Here is an 18308-nt window from a genome sequence, read left to right on the forward strand (position 1 = left end):
TGTTTTAAACAACTAAGCTAACTCAACCGCCTTACGCTTCATATCGTCATTAACATCTATGTAAGCCTGCGTTGTACTAATGTTTCTGTGTCCTGCCAGACTCATTAGTACACGCACTCCAACACCCTTACTTGCTAAGTTAGTAATAAACGTACGTCTACCACTATGCGAGCTTGCTCCGAAGATACCAGCTCGTTTATATAAGTAGTGGAAAAACTGCGTTAATGTATTTGCGTTGTAACCATCACTTTTACGTTTTTGACTGTAGAAAAACTTTACTTGCAGATTGACTGGTTTATAGGCATTTGCGTATTGTTGAAGCTCTCGCTTTAACCTACTATTTACAAATACTATTCTTGCCTCTTTAGTTTTAGTGTTTTCAGCTTTAAGTCTTATTTCGTCCCTAACATTACCAGCATCATCCACTACGTCTTCATATGTCAAGCTACTAAGCTCCCCAACTCGGCAACCACTATAAAAACTGGTAACAACTAATGCCCTGTTACGAGCACTGTGTTTTCTTGTAGCTACGTGATCTAACACCCTGCGCAGCTCTTCTGCGGTTAATGTTTTCGCTTGCTTACTCATACTATCCACCTCATATCTAATGTTTTCTAAGTGTTTAGTATGTTTTCTTAGTTGTAGCTTTCCTACCTCTTTTTGCCTATATCCCATTTCAATAAAATCTTTCCATAAAACAAGTGGTTACATCTACTTAGTGCTTATATGTAAGCTTTTACTTATTTCCTTACATATACGTATTTAAGTAATCCGTAGTCAAACTGCCACAGTTTTATTCACCTGTTTATAAGTCCTATATGCTGTTATTTCTATTTCAGCTACTTTGATATTCGATGTTTGTTTTAACTGCTTGTAGTGTGGATTTGATGTTTTTTAAGCAAAGCTTCGCTATTGAAGCTGTGTACAACTTCATTCGTCTTCAGCAAAAGCTAACTTAAAGCAGTAATGCTGTACTACATCAAATCCCAAAGTACATTGTCCGTGTCTTTCATACCTAACTCTTTCGTTATGTATTCCATCCAGCCACTATCAACAATATCTACCTTGTGTTGCTCATCCAATCCATCGACGCTTAACTTAGCGTTTCTTACTAAACTATCAACTTCATTCCATTTCACATCATCAGGCAAACCACCAATAGCCATATGTATATGTAAGTTTTTATTACTTCTTTCGCCCTCTATTACTGCTAGGTACTTCAGTCCCCTGCCATAGCGTTTAGCACTGCTACCAAATACCTGTTTATTCAGCTTGTGTGTAAAGTGCCTTGCTATCTGCTTTATATCGTCCTTATCTAACCGCTTGTAATACTCACCTTTTACGTTTCTAACGCAGATTGACTGTTTTAGCGTCAGTGTTAGCGCAAGTGGATATTGCTTATGTAAGCTGTTTAACCACGTACGTGTAGCCTGTTTTTGCGTAGGTTTTGCACTAGCGTTATAGGCAGTTTTTTGTCGTATTTGTTGTATATCCATACTTTTATTTATCTAAACCAAATAAAACCAGAATATTTCCAGTAAATCCATATATTTCAATAACTTACGATGCCTAAATAGTAGGCAAAAGCATAGGAAAGTAGGCAACTAGAAACTACAGTTAAAGCTCGTTTACTTAAAAGGAGCTTGGAAATGAGTGTTTTAAATAGTCTGAAACTGGTGATTAATAAAAAACAGTTAACTGTTAGCCCAGTAATACATCGTCGCAATAAGCTAGTAGCAAAGTTACATCAGCAGTTGGAGTTATGTGAGGCTGAAAAAGCTGGTAAAACTTATGCTCCAAAACAGTTAAAAACTTATACCAATAAGCAAACTGGAGAAAAGATGACAGTTGAAACTGTTAAACGTGTCAAACAGTGGTATTGGATTAACGATGCTGGAAAAATCAACCTAGCTATTAAGTACGGCTCTAAAACTTTAACGCTTAATAAAAAAACAAAAGCCAACTGTATTGAGCTTACAAGTGGAGACGAGTTGATTAACGCATTAAAAATACTTAAGACAGAAGTATTGAATGGAGCTTTGGACGAAGCTATTACAGAAGTTAGCGAAGCTACAAGATTGGGTTTCGGTAAATAGTTTTATGAATAAGTATGTTTTAACTGTAAGAGTACATGGACAGATACTAAGGACTGCGGTTTATGCCAGTAGTACTTTTCACGCACAGTTAATCTGTCAATATCTATACGGAATAAACAATGTAATCGGTAGTGCTACACAGGTAGCAAAAGAAGATACAAGCGTAGCAATACTTGATGAAGTAGCTAAGTTCATAAAGCCTATCAAACCCTTAACACCACAACAAACAAGAATAGACGGACTTAAAAGACAGAAGGACACTATTGCTAAACAGTTAAAGGCTGAGCGGGCAAGGCAAAAGATGGTTAAAGCACAGCAACAGATTTTCAACTTAAGTAAGTAAAAAAATAGTGCGCAGTTTTCAAGCAACCTTAAAATCTCAATCCCACCATCTTTAATCTAAGTCAAATAAAGCAAAATGCGTCAAAAAGCATGGGAGTTAGTTGATTTTAGGTAGATTTATTTTGAAACAATACACAGACGACAGGCATAGCTAAGACACTCTAGTGCTTTAGTCATCATCTTCTTCGTCATCTTCAAGCAATGCAATCGCTTCAGGCTTTTTGTCACTCTTTCCATACTTCAGCTCTTGTTGTATTTCACCTTCACCCACAAACTTCTGGGCAACATCACGCAGTCGCAAATGTCCGTAGTGTTTCTCTATCATGCCAACGCTAGTACCCATATACTGCGCAAGCTGATAATGCGATACGTGACCTTTAGTTAGCATCCTTGTAGCGTAGTAGTGACGAAGGCTATACAGGGTGCGCTCATTAGCTGTGATCGGGTCAACTAATAACGCAGTACTTTCCAGCAATCGCTTAAACATCCTGCCATACTGCGTTGTCATATCCTTATCGTTAATCCTAAACACATATCTATCAATCTGTTTAGCAATAACTTCATCAAACGTCATACCTTTTAATAGTTCATCGCTTTGCTGTATGCGCTGTAAGTAACGTGCCACCATCGTTTTCACTTGTATGCGACGCTCTTTATTAGTCTTGCCTTTTACAGCAAATGTCAGCGTTTGTTTGTCGTTAATCGTGTCATAAAAAATGTGTTTCCACTTTAAGTTCATCGCCTCAGTTCCAGCACGAATACCCGTATTTGCCAAAATCAATATATAGCTACGCAAAATATTGCGTGCTTCGGTTTCATATCCTTTGCGCGCCTCTTTAGCCCAAGTACGCATTGCCAATACCAGCGCATCATATTCAGTCTCTGTAAATGTTGGGCGCCTATCACTGCTTGCGCCTTTATTTTCTAAATGGGGTATTTGTAACTGTGTAATGTACCCACGTAGCAGTGCTTCATCGAAAACACGATTGAGTGCTGAGTTATGAGTGTTAATAGCACTTTGACTAGGCTGTTTTTCCATTTCCTCAATGCGCCACATAGCAAATCGGGTTATTAGTGGAAAATCTATTTTGTCGATGTTGTATTTGCCAAAATACTTAATCAGGTATTTGTTGATAGCGTAGATATACTGCTTAAATGTAGCTTTTCCTTGCCCAGCCTCATTTAACTCATTCATCCGTTTAATCGCTAAGTTAGCAACAGACTTAAAACGCTTATTGATAACAGGCAAATCATTCTTTTCTCTAAACTTAGCATTGAGTATTAAATCTACTGCTGCCTTCTTAGCATCTGCCAGTTTTTCTTGCTTAGTCGTTGCTCTTAACCACTTACTTGCTATCTTGTAACGCACCTGCCAATGTGGTGTGCCACTGCGTTTATATAAAATCGCTTCGCCTTCTAAAATGTGGTGCGTATGAGGGGCTTTTTGGGGCATTTTTTTAGATAAAAGCTACGTTTTTATATAGCTTTACTATACAGTCGTTAATCATTTTGTGCTACGACTGTGCTACGTATTTTTAGATTTTTTTGTCCGCTAAGCCTTGCGCACAGGCGTGGAAGGCTTATGGAATATAGGTGGTGCCCGAGACCAGAATCGAACTGGTACGCCCTTTTATGAGCGGCAGATTTTAAATCTGCTGTGTCTACCGATTTCACCACTCGGGCTCGCATCAACAATAAAGCCGTGCTAAATAAATCAAGACAAGTGAAATTTTAGCACGCAAGCCCCTTATAAGCCCCTGGAGCCCTTTTTACCCCGCTCCCCAAGGGTGCACTGAACAAAACATATAAAATATCCTCATGAATTTACCGGCAAAATCATCGGAACTTGGCAAGCTTTTACGGGCTGGGCTCTGGCTAATAGGGTTATGTCTCATTACTGGCTTAGTAGTCACTCTAGCCTATTTATATTCCGCCCAATCCAACATCTCCGGCAAGCGCACAATTAAAAGTCTAGGTGATTCTGTTGCCATTACCTTTGATGCGTCTGATATTCCGCATATCAATGCAAAAAGCCAGGCAGATGCCTACTTTGCCTTGGGCTACCTCCATGCTAGTGAACGATCCTGGCAAATGGAAATGAATCGACGTATTGCGAGCGGTCGACTTTCAGAAATCTTGGGTAATGACACCGTAAAAATTGATCGCTTTGTGCGCACCCTAGGTGTCAAGCGTGCAGCTGAACACCAATTTGATCGTTACCCCGTTTCTGCCAAGCGTCTACTACAAGCCTATGCCGATGGCGTCAATGCTGGTAATGCGCAATTAGGTTGGGCTCTCCCAGTTGAGTATTTCTTAACAGGTTCAAAACCAGGCCATTGGTCACCAACAGATAGCGTCGCCTGGATGCTCATGATGGCCTATGACCTAGGTGGAAATTGGCAGAAAGAATTGCAAAGGCTTGAGCTATCCCAATACCTCACAACCAAACAAGTTTGGGAGGTAGTGCCGCCATATGAGGCCGATGAACCCGTTAGTAATATGGATTTTTCCAAGCTGTACAGAGAGTTGAAGGTATTTCATCCCTCTCCCGGTCAAGCAGAAAGTAAGCCTCAGAACTTACCCGCAACCGAGTTGAGTCAGTTGGACCAAATGGGAGCCAGGGATGGCATCGGCTCCAATAACTGGGCCTTGAGCGGCAAACTCAGCACCGCTGGCAAGCCGTTGTTAGCTAATGACCCCCATCTTGGACTATCTGCTCCGGCTATATGGTACTTCGCCCACCTAGAAGCTCCTGGCTTAAATGTGATCGGCGGGACCCTTCCCGGAATTCCTGCAATTGTTTTGGGTAGAACAGATAAGTTTGCATGGAGCTTTACCAATACCGGACCCGATGTTCAAGATTTATACATTGAGCAAATTGACTCCAAGAATCCGGGTATGTATCGAGGTCCTGATGGGCCACTGCCATTTAAAGTGCATCAAGAGATCATTGATATCAAAGGATCCCCTTCATTAACTTTCTTGGTAAAAGAAACTCGACATGGTCCTGTCATTTCGGATTCTCATGCTAAAGCCAAGCGTACGATTGATGCAGATCGTTTTGCTCTTGCCTTACGCTGGACAGCACTCGATGTAGAAAACCAATCTGTTGCCGGTTTATTGGATATGAATCGTGCAACTGATCTTGATCAATTTAAACAAGCCTTACGAAAAAATTATGCTCCGATGCAAAACGTGGTGATGGCAGACACAGAGGGCAATATTGCTTATCAGGCAGCGGGAGTAGCCCCCAAAAGAATTCTGCATCAGGGGCTTTATGGAGTAGCGCCAGCACTGGGCTGGGATCGTCAGTATGACTGGAATGGCTATGTCCCCTTTGAGCAGCTCCCTGCAAGCAACAACCCAGAGCAAGGTTGGATAGCAACCGCCAATCAAAAGATTATCGCAGCCAATGATCCCAATCCTTTAACGGGAGACTGGGACTTACCAACACGCTATGACCGCATAGTTGATCTCATTAAATCCAAGAGCCTCCATTCGGCTGATGATATGAAAACCATGCAAGGTGATACCCTATCGCTCGGGGCAACACCATTATTAGATCTATTTAAGTCCAGCCAAAGCTCTCACCCACTGAGCGCGCAAGCGATGGAGATTGGCAAAAGTTTTGACGGCAATATGAAAGTGGATAGCGCAGGCGCCCTCTTGTTTAATGCCTGGGCAGACCAGTTATCCCGCAATCTCTTCTCAAGATTAAGTTACCTATTTACCGAAAATTATGGAACACGCAACTACCGCGCTCCACTAATACAGCAAATCAAAAATCCCAACAGCCCCTGGTGCGATGATCCCAAGACTGAGCAGATTGAATCCTGCCAAGAGTCCTCCAACAAGGCGCTTGATAAAGCCTTGGATTACCTCAGCAAAGAGTATGGCAACGATCCCAAGACTTGGGCCTGGGGTAAGGCACATATTGCCATCTCTGAACATCGTCCACTGAGCAAGGTACCGCTGGTCGGAAGTTTGTTTAACATCAAAACGCCTTTTCCGGGAGATAGCTTTTCTGTCAACATAGGACGTCTCGAGCTGATGCAATCCAAAAATCCCTTTGAAACACTGCAAGCGCCAAGCTTACGGACAGTCTATGATTTATCCGATCTGGAGAAATCACTCTTTGTGTATCAGACAGGCCAGTCTGGATGGGTACAAAGCAAGCTGTATCGCAATATGAACTCATTGTGGGCGAACAATGAGTACCTTCCCCTGCAGATGAAGCCTAAAAAGACCAATCGCCAGCTAGAATTAGTCAATAAGTAAACCGCCCCTATTTTGGTACTTCGCGCCATAGGCGTTTAAAATGAAATAGTTACGTCAATAGCAATTACCAAGGACTGAATTCTCATGAAATCTATCGTTACTCTGCTCGCAATTTCAGCCTCATTACTCGTCAGCGGCAATGCTATGGCTGCTTGGCAAGATATTGGCAAAAATGATCAATCCACTGTGTATGTGGATACTGCTACTCTGCAAACTCAGGGAAATTTAGCGCAGATCATGTCGATGCTGGACTTTAAAAAGCCTGGTCAAGACCCACAAACTAAAGAGAATGTGAATTCGATTATTGGTTTAAATGAATACGATTGCAGTACTGGTAAGTATCGCCCGATTGAATTCAAAGTATTCACTGGCAATCGCGGTAAAGGCAAAGTTGTTGTAGATCAAAAAACTCCTGATAGCATTTTTGAAGCCATTCCTAACGGCTCATGGGCTGCAGGCGTATTTAATGTTGCGTGTCGTAGCAAATAATTTTCCGTAATTGCGCTTAATCCATATCCGCTGGATTGGTTTAATCTGCGCACTAGGATTTTTGAGTGCCTGCGCTGCGCCATTGGTAGCGCTTAGTAGCTCTGGCACGGCAGCTGCCAGCACTATTGGAACTGCTGCTGTAGCCAATCCTGGAACAGCAGTTAGTCTTGCCTCAACTGCAGCCACAGGCAAATCCCCCTTAGAGCACGCCGCCTCTGCTGCCACCAAAAAAGAATGCAGCTTCTTTAATGTAATTGACTCAAAGCCCATCTGCATTGAGGTTGTATTACCAACCATTACAGATAAAAGTGAGCCCTTATTGGGGCCTGCGGATAAGACCAAGCAATCTGCCCAGCAATAACTAGGCCGACCGCCCCCAACCAGTGGGATAACAGACTAAAATTACTTTTTACAAGTAATTCACTAACGATTTGATATGGCTACCGAAAACTATTACCTAACCCTTACCTGCCCAAATAAACCCGGTATTGTTGCTGCGGTCTCCACTTATATATTTGAACTAGGCGGCGACATTGAAGAAGCTCAACAGTTTGATGACAAAGCCTCGAAGCGCTTTTTTATGCGCGTTAGCTTTAGCTGCCCTGCGAATGTAGAGTCACTTAGAGCGGGCTTTGTGGAAATTGCAAAGCGTTTTGAGCTTACTTGGGATTTGCGTGCAGTAAAGGATCTTAAACGCATATTAATCATGGCTTCCAAGCTAGACCATTGCCTGGTTGACCTTCTCTATCGCTGGCGTATTGGTGAGTTGCCGATGATTATCTGCGGCATTGTCTCCAACCATCCTCGTGACGTCTATGCCAGCATTGATTTTGCGGATATCCCCTTCTACCACTTACCAGTCACTCCCGACACCAAGCCAGCTCAAGAAGCGAGACTTCTCGAAATCGTTGCAGAATCTAATGTGGACATGGTGATCCTAGCGCGCTACATGCAAATCTTGTCAGATGATTTATCGACTAAGTTATCTGGTCGCTGCATTAACGTACATCACTCATTCTTACCTAGTTTTAAGGGTGCTAAGCCTTATCACCAAGCGCATGCGCGCGGGATCAAACTCATTGGCGCTACTGCCCATTTTGTGACTAGCGATTTGGATGAAGGTCCGATCATCGAGCAAGATGTGACTCGCGTTACGCATGGCGATACACCAGATGATTTAGTTCGCAAGGGTCGGGATTTAGAGCGCACCGTGCTATCAAGAGCTTTACGTTACTACCTACATGACCGCGTGCTTATAAATGGAGCAACTTCAGTAGTCTTTTCGGACTAAGTCCAAAAAAGATTTTGCTAAGGCCTCACCCCCGGAGATTCTAGGGGTAGGCCTCTAGCTCGCCACATCAGAAATAACTCTAACTGCGCCATCTCTGGCGAACCATATTCAAATTGTTGTGCCCTTACACCACTCATGCAGTTACGAAGGCGCCTTTGCAATGAACCTAAGGTTTGCCATTCCAAACGATATATTGGGTAGGCATTGGGGTGTCCTTGAGGTATTGGGCTACCACCAAGCTTAAGGCCCGCCCTATCCTCATGGCATTGCGCACAAGATAAATTGAGCTGTCCCATACGCTCGTTAAAGGTCTGCCTACCCTTTTTCATGAAAGCTGCGTTAGCAGAATTTTCACTAACTGTAATTGGCATCCCTTTAGACTGAAACGCAATGAAGGCTGTTAAAGCTAGCAGGTCTTTGCTCTCATAAGCTAAAGCGGGGGCTGATTGAGCGCCAACTCGACACTGATTAATTTGCCCCTCTAGGGTCTGGAGTTTGCCTTTGATTAATTTAGGGTATTGGGTGGCTACACCGCGCATGGATTTCTTTGCATCACCATGACAGGCGCTACAAGATTTGCTCTGTAGTCCTACCTTCTGCTGCCACAAACTTTCACCATCACCAACCCAAAACATCGCTGGGTTTAGTGAAGGGTCATCCTGCATCGCCTTGTTCTCAGTAGACATTAATTCATAACTCGATTGCTGGGAAGGCTGCACTGCTTTAGCTACCCCCATAGGCATGAGGTTGGCAAGTATTAAATAAATACTGCCTAGGAATAAAGGTGTCTGCTGATTCACGAAACAGTAATGCGAGCCTGGTTCACTGCTTCATATCCATCATCCCCCACCCACCTGAATTCAAGAGTTCCGGATTCAACAGCGATCGTGGTGAAGATGATTAAGGGATTGGCACCAATTCCTGAATAGTAATCCGCTTTAAACACTTCCACAGTGTTGTAGGTGCAGGTAAAGGTGCGAATAATGTCGCGGGGAATGAGCTTGCCGCCCTCGGTATAGCGAAAGCCTGACTCCATATCATGTTGCGCAATTGCGCGAATCTCAATAATGGAATCTTTTTTAGCCGTCGCCGGCATTGTGATGGATGTACGGGAAGTTTTACTCATACCATTTCCGTACATGCTGAAAGGGTTACCAAAGTTTCAGCAGAGCCTTGCCAAAAACTACCATTACTCATTTGCGCAATAGCCCATACCTTCTGACTATCCGCTAAACGAACGCGCGTCGTAATATTGGCAGTGCCCGAACGTGGAGTGAGGTAAACGGTAAAGATATTAGGCAAAGGATTTCCTTCGGCTATGACATGTATGGTCTTGACGTAATCATTGGCAGTCATGGGGCTATCAACACTGACCTTCAAAACCACAAGATTGCCGTTCTCTACTAGAGGAGGAATGGTTAAAGTTACCTTACCTTCCCGAATAGCAGCTCCACTAACAATCTTTTTAATAGCCTCATCAGCCTCTTCTTTTTTAGCAAAGACTGTTAAAGGATTTGCTAACAAGCCTAGGGCTATCAGTCCAAGACCTTGAGCTTGCTTAAGCCATTGCCGGCGATGCTGAATAATATTTTTCATCTAGAGTTCAGTTAGTTTTGATTATTCAAAGTCATTAAGAAAGCGACCACGTCTTCGATCTCTTGGCCACTCAATATGGTTTGACCAACAAATTTAGAGGCTACACGATTGAGATGGCTTGTTTGATAGTAGGCTGGCATGATGGTTGCTGGATTGAAATGTGCTGCATTCACAATGCGTGCTCTTAATTGAGGTGCATTTAACCTCGCTACGCTCGCCTTCAATTCAGGAGCTAAATTTCCTTGAAAGCGCTCTTCTGGAAAGGGGCCGCTATGACACAACAAACATAAACCTGTTTGACGACTTGCTACGATTGCTCTGCCACGTACTGGGTTGCCTGCCTCAGAAGAAAGGGATTCGAAAATCGAATCCCCCGTAATTACTTGAGCATGCACAGCATTCAGATTGAGGATGACTAGCAATGAAAACGCTAGTGCAATCCTCTTTCTCATCGACACAATTTCACTGTGAACTAACTCTTAGACCAACTTAATGCCGCTGTTTTTCAAAGGCACTGTGCGCAAGCGTTTGCCTGTTGCACGATAAATGGCATTGAGAACAGCTGGAGCAGCTACAGCAATCGTCGGTTCACCTACTCCACCCCATTCCTTACCGCCACCTTGAATGATGATGGTTTCCACTTTTGGCATTTGATAGAGGCGAATCGAGTTAAAGGTGTCAAAGTTCTTCTGAACAACAGCACCTTTTTCGATCGTGATCTCTTCTTCGAATAAAGCGGATAAGCCGTAAACAAAAGAACCAGAAACTTGACGTGCAATTTGCGCAGGGTTCACCGCATAACCTGGATCGGTAGCAGCAACAATGCGATGAATCTTCACTTCATTACCATTAGTAACAGACAGTTCGCAGGCTGCAGCAACATAACTACCGAATGAGCGCATTTGCGCAACACCACGATAGACGCCTGGGGCAGCTGGCTTAGTCCAGCCAATACCATCAGCTACCGCATTCAATACTGCAACTGCACGTGGGTACTTTTCCATATGCTTGCGACGGAACTCTACCGCATCCATGCCGGTTGCTTCAGCCAACTCATCCATAAACGTTTCAATAAAGATGGCGTTTTGGTTGACGTTCACACCACGCCAGAATCCTGGAGGCACGTGTGTATTACGCATAGCGTGGTCAATAGTGAGATTAGGGAAGCTGTAAGTAATGCCATGCTCACCGCTATCCTCAAGACCCTGGAAGGTCAAAGGATCTTTACCTTTGTTTGCAGCAACTACTGCTGGACGCACTGCAGCCAAGATGGATTGACCTGACAAGCGCATATTGAGACCAGTGACGTTTTTCTTGTCATCAATTGCTGCAGTCATCTTACACATCATGACTGGATGGTAGCGACCTTGGGTCATATCCTCTTCACGAGTCCAAATCAGTTTGATGGGAGTGCCCGGCATTTGTTTAGCAATGTTCACCGCTTGCGTTGTGTAGTCCTGGAACGCTCCACGACGACCAAATCCACCGCCAAGGTTTACCTTGTAGACATTGCATTTTTCCGCAGGAAGTCCAGATGCAGCAATCACAGCCGCTAATGAAGCTTCGCCGTCTTGCGTTGGAACCCAAGCCTCGCAAGAGTCAGCGGTCCACTTTGCAGTCGCTGTTTGTGGCTCTAGAGTGGCATGATTTAAGAATGGGTAGAAATAAGTAGCCTCTAATTTCTTAGACGCACCTGACATTGCGGCTTTAACATCACCATTGGTGTTATGTACAAAAGCATCGTCAGCGTTCAGCCCTTCTTCCAACATCTTCTTAATAGAAGCGCTGGAGACATTGACGTTATCACCGCTATCCCAAACGATATTCACTTGATCTAATGCAGTTTTAGCTTGCCAGAAAGTCTCGGCGACAACGGCTACTGCTGAGTCACCTACCTGAACTACTTTCTTAACACCTTTCATGTTCTGTGCTTTAGCTGCATCGTAGCTTTTCACTTTGCCGCCAAATACTGGAGACTCTTTAATGTTCGCCACCAACATACCTGGCATCTTCAAGTCAATTGCATAGACCTGTCGACCAGTTACCTTGTCAGAAACACCGTCGATACGATTAACTGGCTTACCAATCAAGGTCCACTCTTTTGGATCCTTCAATGGCACTTCTTTAGGCACTTCTAGCTGTGATGCCGCTAGGGATACTTTACCGAAAGTCGTTTTTTTGCCAGACGGTGTATGGGTAATAACGCTATCTTTTGCTACGCATTCAGAGGCAGGAACGTTCCATTGGTTGGCTGCAGCCTGAATCAACATGATGCGCGCAGCAGCTCCGCCTTTGCGAACATATTGCTCAGAAGTACGAATACCACGGCTACCGCCAGTGGAATAGCTACCCCAGACTTTGTTACGTTTTAAATTCTCGCCTGGTGATGGATAGTCATAAGACACTTTTTTCCAGTCACACTGCAACTCTTCTGCAACCATCTGAGCTAAACCTGTGATCGTGCCCTGACCCATTTCGGAACGCACAATACGTACGACAACATCATCATTTGGCTTTACTACTACCCACACACCAATTTCTGGAGTGGCTAATGGGGCCATGGCGGATGCGCCTGAACCGACCGCTGCATTTGCAGCAGACATGAATGAGAGATCAAAGCCAATCGCTAAGCCAGTGGCAATGGCACTAGAGCCAATAACAAAATGGCGACGGGAAGTATTTGTATTTGTAGTCATGTCTTTCCCCTTAAGCCTTGCTAGCCGCATGAATCGCTGCACGTACTTGCTGGAATGTGCCACAGCGGCAGATATTAGTAATAGATTCATCGATCTGCGCATCGGTAGGCTTTGGATTGTTTCTTAACAAAGCAGTGGTTGCCATCACCATGCCAGATTGACAGTAACCACACTGAGGCACTTGATTATCTACCCACGCTTTTTGAACTTTAGAAAGCTGACCACTCTTCTCTAAACTTTCAATCGTCTCGATTCTTTTGCCTTCAGCTGAAGCCACCGGAATAGAGCAGCTACGAATAGCCTGGCCTTCAAATAACACTGTGCAAGCGCCGCATTGACCCACTCCACATCCATACTTAGTGCCGGTTAATCCCACCTGTTCGCGGATCACCCAAAGCAATGGGGTTTCTGGATCTACGTCCACCTTGTATTTTTTGCCATTGACATTCAATTCAGCCATGAGTGCTCTCCTGTTTTTTATTAATTACTGCATTATTGTTTTAGGGGAACATATATACCCCTTCTTTAGGTGTGAATATCTTAACCAAGAATTGATTTATTGCTTTGCAACATAAATTAATGCCCTGTAAGATCGATACATGATTTTTGGCCTCGTTCAAATCCTTCTCTTTCAAAGCCTTGGAGAGCTTGCCTCTAAATTTCTGCTCCCAACCTTGCCAGGCCCGGTCATTGGGCTAGTTCTCTTAGTGTTGTGGCTGGTTTTGCGTAAAGGGATTAATTCAGAGCTAGCAATGGTGGCTGACGGCTTTAGCCAGTACCTTGGCCTACTCTTCGTGCCAGCTGCCGTTGGCGTGGTGCTTTTTCTGCCGCAGCTACAAGCCAATGCCTTGGCGATCATTAGCGCACTAATAGGTAGCGTCATACTCACCATTGCCTCTAGCGCTCTTGTTGCACGCTTTTTAAGTAAAAAAGAATCTCATGAGTGAAAAGCACTCCATAGTCGAAATTTGGGTCTATCTATCCGGAAGTCCACTGTTTGCTTTGTTCATTACGCTTGCAGCCTATCAAATTGGTCTGAGCATTTATAAAGCCAGCCATCAGAATCCACTTGCTAACCCGGTAGCCATATCCATTTTAATTGTGGCAAGTACGATTCAATTTATAGAAATGCCTTATGCAACTTACTTTGAAGGCGCCCAATTCATTCACTTTTTACTGGGCTCTGCAACAGTATCTTTAGCCATCCCAATCTATCGCGGGCTGAGTAGCATTAAAGGCCGATCCATCCCTTTAGCTGCCTCGCTCTGTACCGGCGGCTTGGTGTCGATTATTAGTGCCGTAGGAATTGCCACCATGCTTGGAGCAGATTCCAGTATTACTGGCGCAATGTACCCCAAATCAGTTACAGCACCAATTGCTATGGGTATTGCGGAACGTATCGGGGTCTCACCCACCCTTACCGCGATCTTTGCAGTTAGCACCGGAATACTCGGGGCAATATTGGCGCCTTTTGTTCTAAATGCGTTGAGAATGAAGGCTTGGTGGCAAAGAGGCTTTGCGATTGGTATTGGGGCACATGGCATAGGCACTTCACGCGCCTTTAGCATTCACCCAGAAGCTGGAACATATGCCAGTCTAGCGATGGGAATGAATGGTGTGATAAGCGCCGTAGCCGTACCAGTCATCTACCATTTACTCAATAAGTAAATTAATATTAAAAGAGAGCCAACGCGAAACAACTCGATGAATATTCCAGACCCAGTCAAGCTAACGCAAGATTTAATCCGCTTCAATACGATTAATCCACCAGGCAATGAAGACGAACTTTGTAATTATTTAACTGAGTTACTAGAGTCTGCCAATTTTGAGTGTATGAATGTAGACTTTGCTCCCCGCCGCAGAAGTGTTGTTGCGCGCATTCCGGGGTCAGCCAATAAGTCCAATATTTGCTTCACTGGGCACGTGGATGTAGTGCCCTTAGGCGATCGCCAATGGGATCATGAGCCCTTTGGAGGTGCAATTGTTGATGGCAAGCTTTTTGGGCGTGGTTCCAGCGATATGAAAAGTGGCATTGGCGCCTTTGTAGTAGCGGCAATGCGTACTGCTGAAATGGCAAGAAACCAAGGCGGCATTAGTTTGATTATTACTGCTGGTGAAGAAACCGGTTGCGAAGGCGCCTTCTATATTGCTGCCCAAAAACAAGTGATCGACTTTATTGGCAATGTAGGATGCTTTGTGGTTGCTGAGCCAACTGCAAATGAACCGATCATTGGCCACAAGGGTGCCTATTGGTTAAGGGCAAAAGCAGAGGGAATTACCGCTCATGGCTCTATGCCCGAACGAGGCGATAACGCCTTTTACAAAATAGCAAGGGGCGCCCTCTTGCTTGAAAAATATGAATTCGATACCCCGGCCCATAAGTTAATGGGGCAAGGTACTCTCAACGTTGGCACAGCTAAAGCTGGATTGAATATTAATTCGGTACCTGATGCAGCAGAAATGACCTTAGACATTCGCTCTGTTCCAGGGCAAAGTCACCGTCATATTTACGGCTGTCTCTGCAAAACACTGGGGCCTAATATCAAACTGGAAACGATCATGGATGTAGAGGGAATTTATACCCCACCAGATCATCCATGGATACAAACCGTCTACGCCCATTGTGAAACAATTAATGGCATCCAACCTTCTCCCAAATCGATCTCTTACTTTACCGATGCTTCTGCATTAAAAGGCCAGATTGGAGACCCTCCTACCGTTGTCCTAGGTCCTGGTCAGCCAGAGATGGCACACCAGACCAATGAATTTTGCTACACCGAGAAAATCACCCAAGCTACGACCCTATTTGAAAGGCTTATCATAGATTGGCAGAATAACGAATCACATGAAGAGGCACAGGCCAAATGAAAATTGAAAGCTCCCCTTTTAAAGAAGTAGATACCAATACTGGTGTGGCAAATATGGATGCCTATTGGCTTCCTTACACACCTAATCGCTACTTCAAGAACAAGCCAAAAATCATGGTGGCGGCAAAAGGTGTTTACTACACCGACGATCATGGACGAAAATTATTTGATGGCGCATCCGGTCTATGGACTTCACCACTAGGTCATGGCGATCCTCGCATTATTGAAGCCATTCAAAAGCAATATCAAAAAATGGACTATGTCCCTGCCTTTCAAATGGCAGGACCTGAGACCTTTCGTTTGGCTGAAAGAATTGTTAGTTATGCACCAGCAGGTTTAAACAAAGTATTTTTTGTGAACTCTGGATCAGAAGCAGTAGATACTTCCCTGAAGATTGCCCTTGCCTATCACCGTGCAAAAAGTGAAGCTAGTCGCACGCGTTTTATTGGTAGGGAGCGAGCCTATCACGGTGGATGTATCGGTGGAATCTCGGTTGGCGGAATACCCACCAATCGCAAATCATTTGGTTCGGTCATGATGCCTGGAGTAGATCATCTTCCACACACACTGAATTTATCGCAGATGGCTTTCTCCAAAGGAATGCCAACTTGGGGTGCCCATTTAGCCGATGAGTTAGAGCGAATTGTTCTGCTGCACGACGCAAGTAATATTGCGGCAGTGATTCTGGAACCTGTTCAAGGCTCTACTGGTGTTATTGTTCCGCCAGTTGGATATTTACAAAAAATACGAGAAATTTGCGACAAGCACGGCATCTTACTGATTTTTGATGAGGTAATTACCGGTTTCGGACGCTTAGCCTCCAATTTTGGTGCTGATCGCTTTGGCGTTAAACCTGACATGATTACCTTTGCCAAGGCCATCACTAATGGCGTAATCCCCATGGGCGGCGTCATTGTGCGCGAAGACATCTACAACACCATTATGGGTGCTGGTGGCCAAGAACAAGTCATTGAGTTTTTCCATGGCTTCACCTACTCAGGCCACCCTATCGCGACTGCAGCAGCCCATGCATCCTTAGATATTTTTGAATCCGATGGCATTATGGAAAAGACCAAGGTATTAGAGAAAATACTTGAAGACGGTGTTCATTCTTATAAGGGTATGAATGGAATTCTGGATATCCGTAACTGTGGGGTTTCGGCAGGTCTCGATTTGGAGCCCATCGCTGGTAAGCCAGGATTACGAGGCATGCAAGTCTTAGAGAGTTGCATAGAGAACGGAGTATTAGTTCGCATCACTGGAGATACGATTGCCTTAGGTCCGCCGTTTGTAGCTACTCCATCTGAACTTGAATCCTTTATTGAGACTTTTGGCAAAGTACTCAAGAAGGCGTTCTAATTGTGGGAGCTGCTAAAGCCCCTCAGAATGCAGAGCACGTACTTCGTGTTCGTGGAGATCGGCTTTACCGCTCCCTCCTAGACTTAGCGAAGATTGGCGCCACCCAAAAGGGTGGCGTTTGTCGTCTTGCCCTCACTGATTTGGATAAGCAAGGTCGTCAATGGGTGATTGATAAGGCTTTGAGCTTAGGCTTATCCATCGTGACTGATCAAATTGGCAATACTTTTATGCGCCGCGCTGGGAGCAACCCCGACCTAGCTCCCATCATGACTGGTAGTCATATTGATACGCAGCCAACTGGTGGCAAATATGATGGCAACTATGGGGTATTGGCAGGACTTGAAGTAATCGAAACCCTAAATGATCATGGCATTGAAACTGAAGCCCCTATTGAGGTGGTTTTTTGGACCAATGAAGAAGGCTCGCGCTTCACACCGGTCATGATGGGCTCAGGGGTTTTTGCTGGGGCTATTAGCCAAGAGCTTGCTTATGCAGCTCAAGATAATCAAGGAAAGAATGTTAAAGATGAGCTAACTCGCATTGGCTTCTTGGGCACTCAAAAACCTGGTGACCACCCTTGCGCAGCTTACTTTGAAGCTCACATTGAACAAGGCCCCGTTCTGGAACATCAAGACAAGATGGTTGGTGTAGTTCCAGCCGTAATGGGTCTACGTTGGTTTGATTGCACTGTTCAAGGCTTTGAAGCGCACGCTGGTCCAACGCCAATGGATATTCGAAGTGATGCTCTGCAGAATTCTCTGGGCATCATGCAAAAAGTCGTTGAACTTGCCCATCAATACGCTCCGCATGGCAGAGGTACCGTTGGTATGGTGCAAGTGTTTCCCAATAGTAGAAACGTCATTCCAGGGCGAGTGCAATTTTCTATTGATATACGTCATCCTAATAACGAGACATTGGATCAGATGACGCTTGAACTGAGAGCATTTATTGAAAAAGTGGCTGCCGAAAAATCCATCGCTATCGAACTAAAAGAAGTATCTTATTTTCCACCCTGTAATTTTGATGCAGGCTGCATTGACGCTATTCGTCAAGCCACACAAGCACTCGGTTATTCCCACATGGATGTGGTCTCGGGGGCGGGTCATGATGCTATTTATATGAATCGTCTTGCACCTACAGGGATGATCTTCATTCCTTGTAAAGACGGTGTCAGTCACAATGAAATCGAGGATGCCAAAGCAGAGCATTTGGAGGCTGGTGCTAATGTACTGCTGCAATCAATCTTAGCCTACGCCAAGTCCAAATCCATAGCACCCAAATAATCTCATTACAA

Annotated in this window: 20 protein-coding genes and 1 tRNA gene; 11 read left to right on the forward strand and 10 right to left on the reverse strand. The window is 44.5% G+C overall.

Translation table 11 applies throughout. The features are described 5' to 3' along the window. Positions 1-12 precede the first annotated feature (12 nt). Together ICE89_RS03165 and ICE89_RS03170 are read right to left on the reverse strand one after the other, a co-directional pair. Positions 13-588, reverse strand: a complete 576-nt coding sequence (locus ICE89_RS03165) for a site-specific integrase (RefSeq protein WP_216264821.1) — start codon at positions 586-588, stop codon at positions 13-15. 386 nt (positions 589-974) lie between these two features. After that, entirely contained in the window at positions 975-1496 is a 522-nt protein-coding gene (locus ICE89_RS03170; RefSeq protein WP_216264822.1) for a hypothetical protein, read from the reverse strand. A 153-nt stretch (positions 1497-1649) separates the two neighbouring features. Between ICE89_RS03170 and ICE89_RS03175 the strand changes: the two genes are divergently transcribed. Beyond that, positions 1650-2096, forward strand: a complete 447-nt coding sequence (locus tag ICE89_RS03175; RefSeq protein ID WP_216264823.1) for a DUF6641 family protein — start codon at positions 1650-1652, stop codon at positions 2094-2096. A 4-nt stretch (positions 2097-2100) separates the two neighbouring features. Then, positions 2101-2439 carry a hypothetical protein gene (locus ICE89_RS03180; protein WP_216265025.1) on the forward strand — a complete coding sequence of 113 codons (339 nt, stop codon included), beginning with the start codon at positions 2101-2103 and terminating at the stop codon, positions 2437-2439. A gap of 168 nt (positions 2440-2607) precedes the next feature. Here the strand turns inward: ICE89_RS03180 and ICE89_RS03185 are convergent, their stop codons facing one another. Both ICE89_RS03185 and ICE89_RS03190 read right to left on the reverse strand, forming a co-directional pair. After that, positions 2608-3891 carry a tyrosine-type recombinase/integrase gene (locus ICE89_RS03185; protein WP_216264824.1) on the reverse strand — a complete coding sequence of 428 codons (1284 nt, stop codon included), beginning with the start codon at positions 3889-3891 and terminating at the stop codon, positions 2608-2610. A 141-nt stretch (positions 3892-4032) separates the two neighbouring features. Beyond that, a tRNA-Leu gene (locus ICE89_RS03190) sits at positions 4033-4121 on the reverse strand. A 135-nt stretch (positions 4122-4256) separates the two neighbouring features. Here ICE89_RS03190 and ICE89_RS03195 point away from each other — a divergent pair. The 4 genes from ICE89_RS03195 to purU all read left to right on the forward strand — a co-directional run bounded on the left by ICE89_RS03195 (position 4257) and on the right by purU (position 8496). After that, entirely contained in the window at positions 4257-6716 is a 2460-nt protein-coding gene (locus ICE89_RS03195; protein ID WP_216264825.1) for a penicillin acylase family protein, read from the forward strand. A gap of 84 nt (positions 6717-6800) precedes the next feature. Then, positions 6801-7205 carry a surface-adhesin E family protein gene (locus ICE89_RS03200; protein ID WP_216264826.1) on the forward strand — a complete coding sequence of 135 codons (405 nt, stop codon included), beginning with the start codon at positions 6801-6803 and terminating at the stop codon, positions 7203-7205. A 61-nt stretch (positions 7206-7266) separates the two neighbouring features. Continuing rightward, positions 7267-7566 (forward strand): hypothetical protein, encoded by a 300-nt coding sequence (locus ICE89_RS03205; protein WP_216264827.1) that lies wholly within the window; start codon positions 7267-7269, stop codon positions 7564-7566. 75 nt (positions 7567-7641) lie between these two features. Beyond that, positions 7642-8496 (forward strand): formyltetrahydrofolate deformylase, encoded by an 855-nt coding sequence (gene purU, locus ICE89_RS03210; RefSeq protein WP_216264828.1) that lies wholly within the window; start codon positions 7642-7644, stop codon positions 8494-8496. A 17-nt stretch (positions 8497-8513) separates the two neighbouring features. Here purU and soxA read toward each other — a convergent pair whose 3' ends face one another. From soxA to ICE89_RS03240, 6 genes are read right to left on the reverse strand one after another with little or no spacing between them, the layout of a single operon-like run. Further along, entirely contained in the window at positions 8514-9296 is a 783-nt protein-coding gene (gene soxA, locus ICE89_RS03215) for a sulfur oxidation c-type cytochrome SoxA (RefSeq protein ID WP_370624845.1), read from the reverse strand. Then, positions 9293-9622 carry a thiosulfate oxidation carrier complex protein SoxZ gene (locus ICE89_RS03220; protein WP_216262008.1) on the reverse strand — a complete coding sequence of 110 codons (330 nt, stop codon included), beginning with the start codon at positions 9620-9622 and terminating at the stop codon, positions 9293-9295. The genes soxA and ICE89_RS03220 overlap by 4 nt, the downstream gene beginning before the upstream one ends. After that, a complete protein-coding gene (locus ICE89_RS03225) occupies positions 9619-10092 on the reverse strand; it encodes a SoxY-related AACIE arm protein (protein ID WP_216262009.1) in 474 nt (157 codons plus the stop codon). Before ICE89_RS03225 ends, ICE89_RS03220 begins: the two co-directional genes overlap by 4 nt. An 11-nt stretch (positions 10093-10103) precedes the next feature. Further along, the gene (gene soxX / locus ICE89_RS03230; RefSeq protein ID WP_216262011.1) at positions 10104-10544 is read right to left on the reverse strand and encodes a sulfur oxidation c-type cytochrome SoxX; all 441 of its coding nucleotides are present in this window, start codon (positions 10542-10544) and stop codon (positions 10104-10106) included. 27 nt (positions 10545-10571) lie between these two features. Continuing rightward, complete coding sequence (locus ICE89_RS03235) at positions 10572-12788, reverse strand: molybdopterin cofactor-binding domain-containing protein (protein ID WP_216264829.1); 2217 nt, start codon at positions 12786-12788, stop codon at positions 10572-10574. A gap of 10 nt (positions 12789-12798) precedes the next feature. After that, the gene (locus ICE89_RS03240) at positions 12799-13248 is read right to left on the reverse strand and encodes a (2Fe-2S)-binding protein (protein WP_216264830.1); all 450 of its coding nucleotides are present in this window, start codon (positions 13246-13248) and stop codon (positions 12799-12801) included. 139 nt (positions 13249-13387) lie between these two features. On the opposite strand from ICE89_RS03240, the gene ICE89_RS03245 reads away from it, so the two are divergent. Genes ICE89_RS03245 through ICE89_RS03265 form a run of 5 tightly spaced genes read left to right on the forward strand, consistent with a single transcriptional unit; the run spans position 13388 to position 18297 of the window. Next, positions 13388-13735: a CidA/LrgA family protein gene (locus ICE89_RS03245; RefSeq protein WP_216264831.1), complete on the forward strand. Its 348-nt coding sequence runs from the start codon at positions 13388-13390 to the stop codon at positions 13733-13735. Continuing rightward, positions 13728-14456 (forward strand): LrgB family protein, encoded by a 729-nt coding sequence (locus tag ICE89_RS03250; RefSeq protein ID WP_216264832.1) that lies wholly within the window; start codon positions 13728-13730, stop codon positions 14454-14456. Before ICE89_RS03245 ends, ICE89_RS03250 begins: the two co-directional genes overlap by 8 nt. Positions 14457-14492: 36 nt before the next feature. Beyond that, complete coding sequence (locus ICE89_RS03255; RefSeq protein WP_216264833.1) at positions 14493-15656, forward strand: M20 family metallopeptidase; 1164 nt, start codon at positions 14493-14495, stop codon at positions 15654-15656. Further along, positions 15653-17014, forward strand: a complete 1362-nt coding sequence (locus ICE89_RS03260; protein WP_223146585.1) for an aspartate aminotransferase family protein — start codon at positions 15653-15655, stop codon at positions 17012-17014. Before ICE89_RS03255 ends, ICE89_RS03260 begins: the two co-directional genes overlap by 4 nt. Positions 17015-17016: 2 nt before the next feature. Next, complete coding sequence (locus ICE89_RS03265; RefSeq protein ID WP_216264834.1) at positions 17017-18297, forward strand: allantoate amidohydrolase; 1281 nt, start codon at positions 17017-17019, stop codon at positions 18295-18297. Positions 18298-18308 lie beyond the last annotated feature (11 nt).

Origin of the sequence: Polynucleobacter sp. AP-Kaivos-20-H2 (assembly GCF_018882215.1) — a bacterium.
In the GTDB taxonomy this organism is placed as follows: Bacteria; Pseudomonadota; Gammaproteobacteria; order Burkholderiales; family Burkholderiaceae; genus Polynucleobacter.

Coding starts and splice junctions, on each gene's coding strand:
- ICE89_RS03255 (WP_216264833.1), top strand. CDS start 14,493: ATGAATATTCCAGACCCAGTCAAGCTAACGCAAGATTTAATCCGCTTC.
- ICE89_RS03180 (WP_216265025.1), top strand. CDS start 2,101: ATGAATAAGTATGTTTTAACTGTAAGAGTACATGGACAGATACTAAGG.
- ICE89_RS03250 (WP_216264832.1), top strand. CDS start 13,728: ATGAGTGAAAAGCACTCCATAGTCGAAATTTGGGTCTATCTATCCGGA.
- ICE89_RS03245 (WP_216264831.1), top strand. CDS start 13,388: ATGATTTTTGGCCTCGTTCAAATCCTTCTCTTTCAAAGCCTTGGAGAG.
- ICE89_RS03170 (WP_216264822.1), bottom strand. CDS start 1,496: ATGGATATACAACAAATACGACAAAAAACTGCCTATAACGCTAGTGCA.
- ICE89_RS03225 (WP_216262009.1), bottom strand. CDS start 10,092: ATGAAAAATATTATTCAGCATCGCCGGCAATGGCTTAAGCAAGCTCAA.
- ICE89_RS03165 (WP_216264821.1), bottom strand. CDS start 588: ATGAGTAAGCAAGCGAAAACATTAACCGCAGAAGAGCTGCGCAGGGTG.
- ICE89_RS03260 (WP_223146585.1), top strand. CDS start 15,653: ATGAAAATTGAAAGCTCCCCTTTTAAAGAAGTAGATACCAATACTGGT.
- ICE89_RS03220 (WP_216262008.1), bottom strand. CDS start 9,622: ATGAGTAAAACTTCCCGTACATCCATCACAATGCCGGCGACGGCTAAA.
- ICE89_RS03195 (WP_216264825.1), top strand. CDS start 4,257: ATGAATTTACCGGCAAAATCATCGGAACTTGGCAAGCTTTTACGGGCT.
- ICE89_RS03175 (WP_216264823.1), top strand. CDS start 1,650: ATGAGTGTTTTAAATAGTCTGAAACTGGTGATTAATAAAAAACAGTTA.
- ICE89_RS03235 (WP_216264829.1), bottom strand. CDS start 12,788: ATGACTACAAATACAAATACTTCCCGTCGCCATTTTGTTATTGGCTCT.
- ICE89_RS03200 (WP_216264826.1), top strand. CDS start 6,801: ATGAAATCTATCGTTACTCTGCTCGCAATTTCAGCCTCATTACTCGTC.
- ICE89_RS03185 (WP_216264824.1), bottom strand. CDS start 3,891: ATGCCCCAAAAAGCCCCTCATACGCACCACATTTTAGAAGGCGAAGCG.
- ICE89_RS03240 (WP_216264830.1), bottom strand. CDS start 13,248: ATGGCTGAATTGAATGTCAATGGCAAAAAATACAAGGTGGACGTAGAT.
- purU (WP_216264828.1), top strand. CDS start 7,642: ATGGCTACCGAAAACTATTACCTAACCCTTACCTGCCCAAATAAACCC.
- soxX (WP_216262011.1), bottom strand. CDS start 10,544: ATGAGAAAGAGGATTGCACTAGCGTTTTCATTGCTAGTCATCCTCAAT.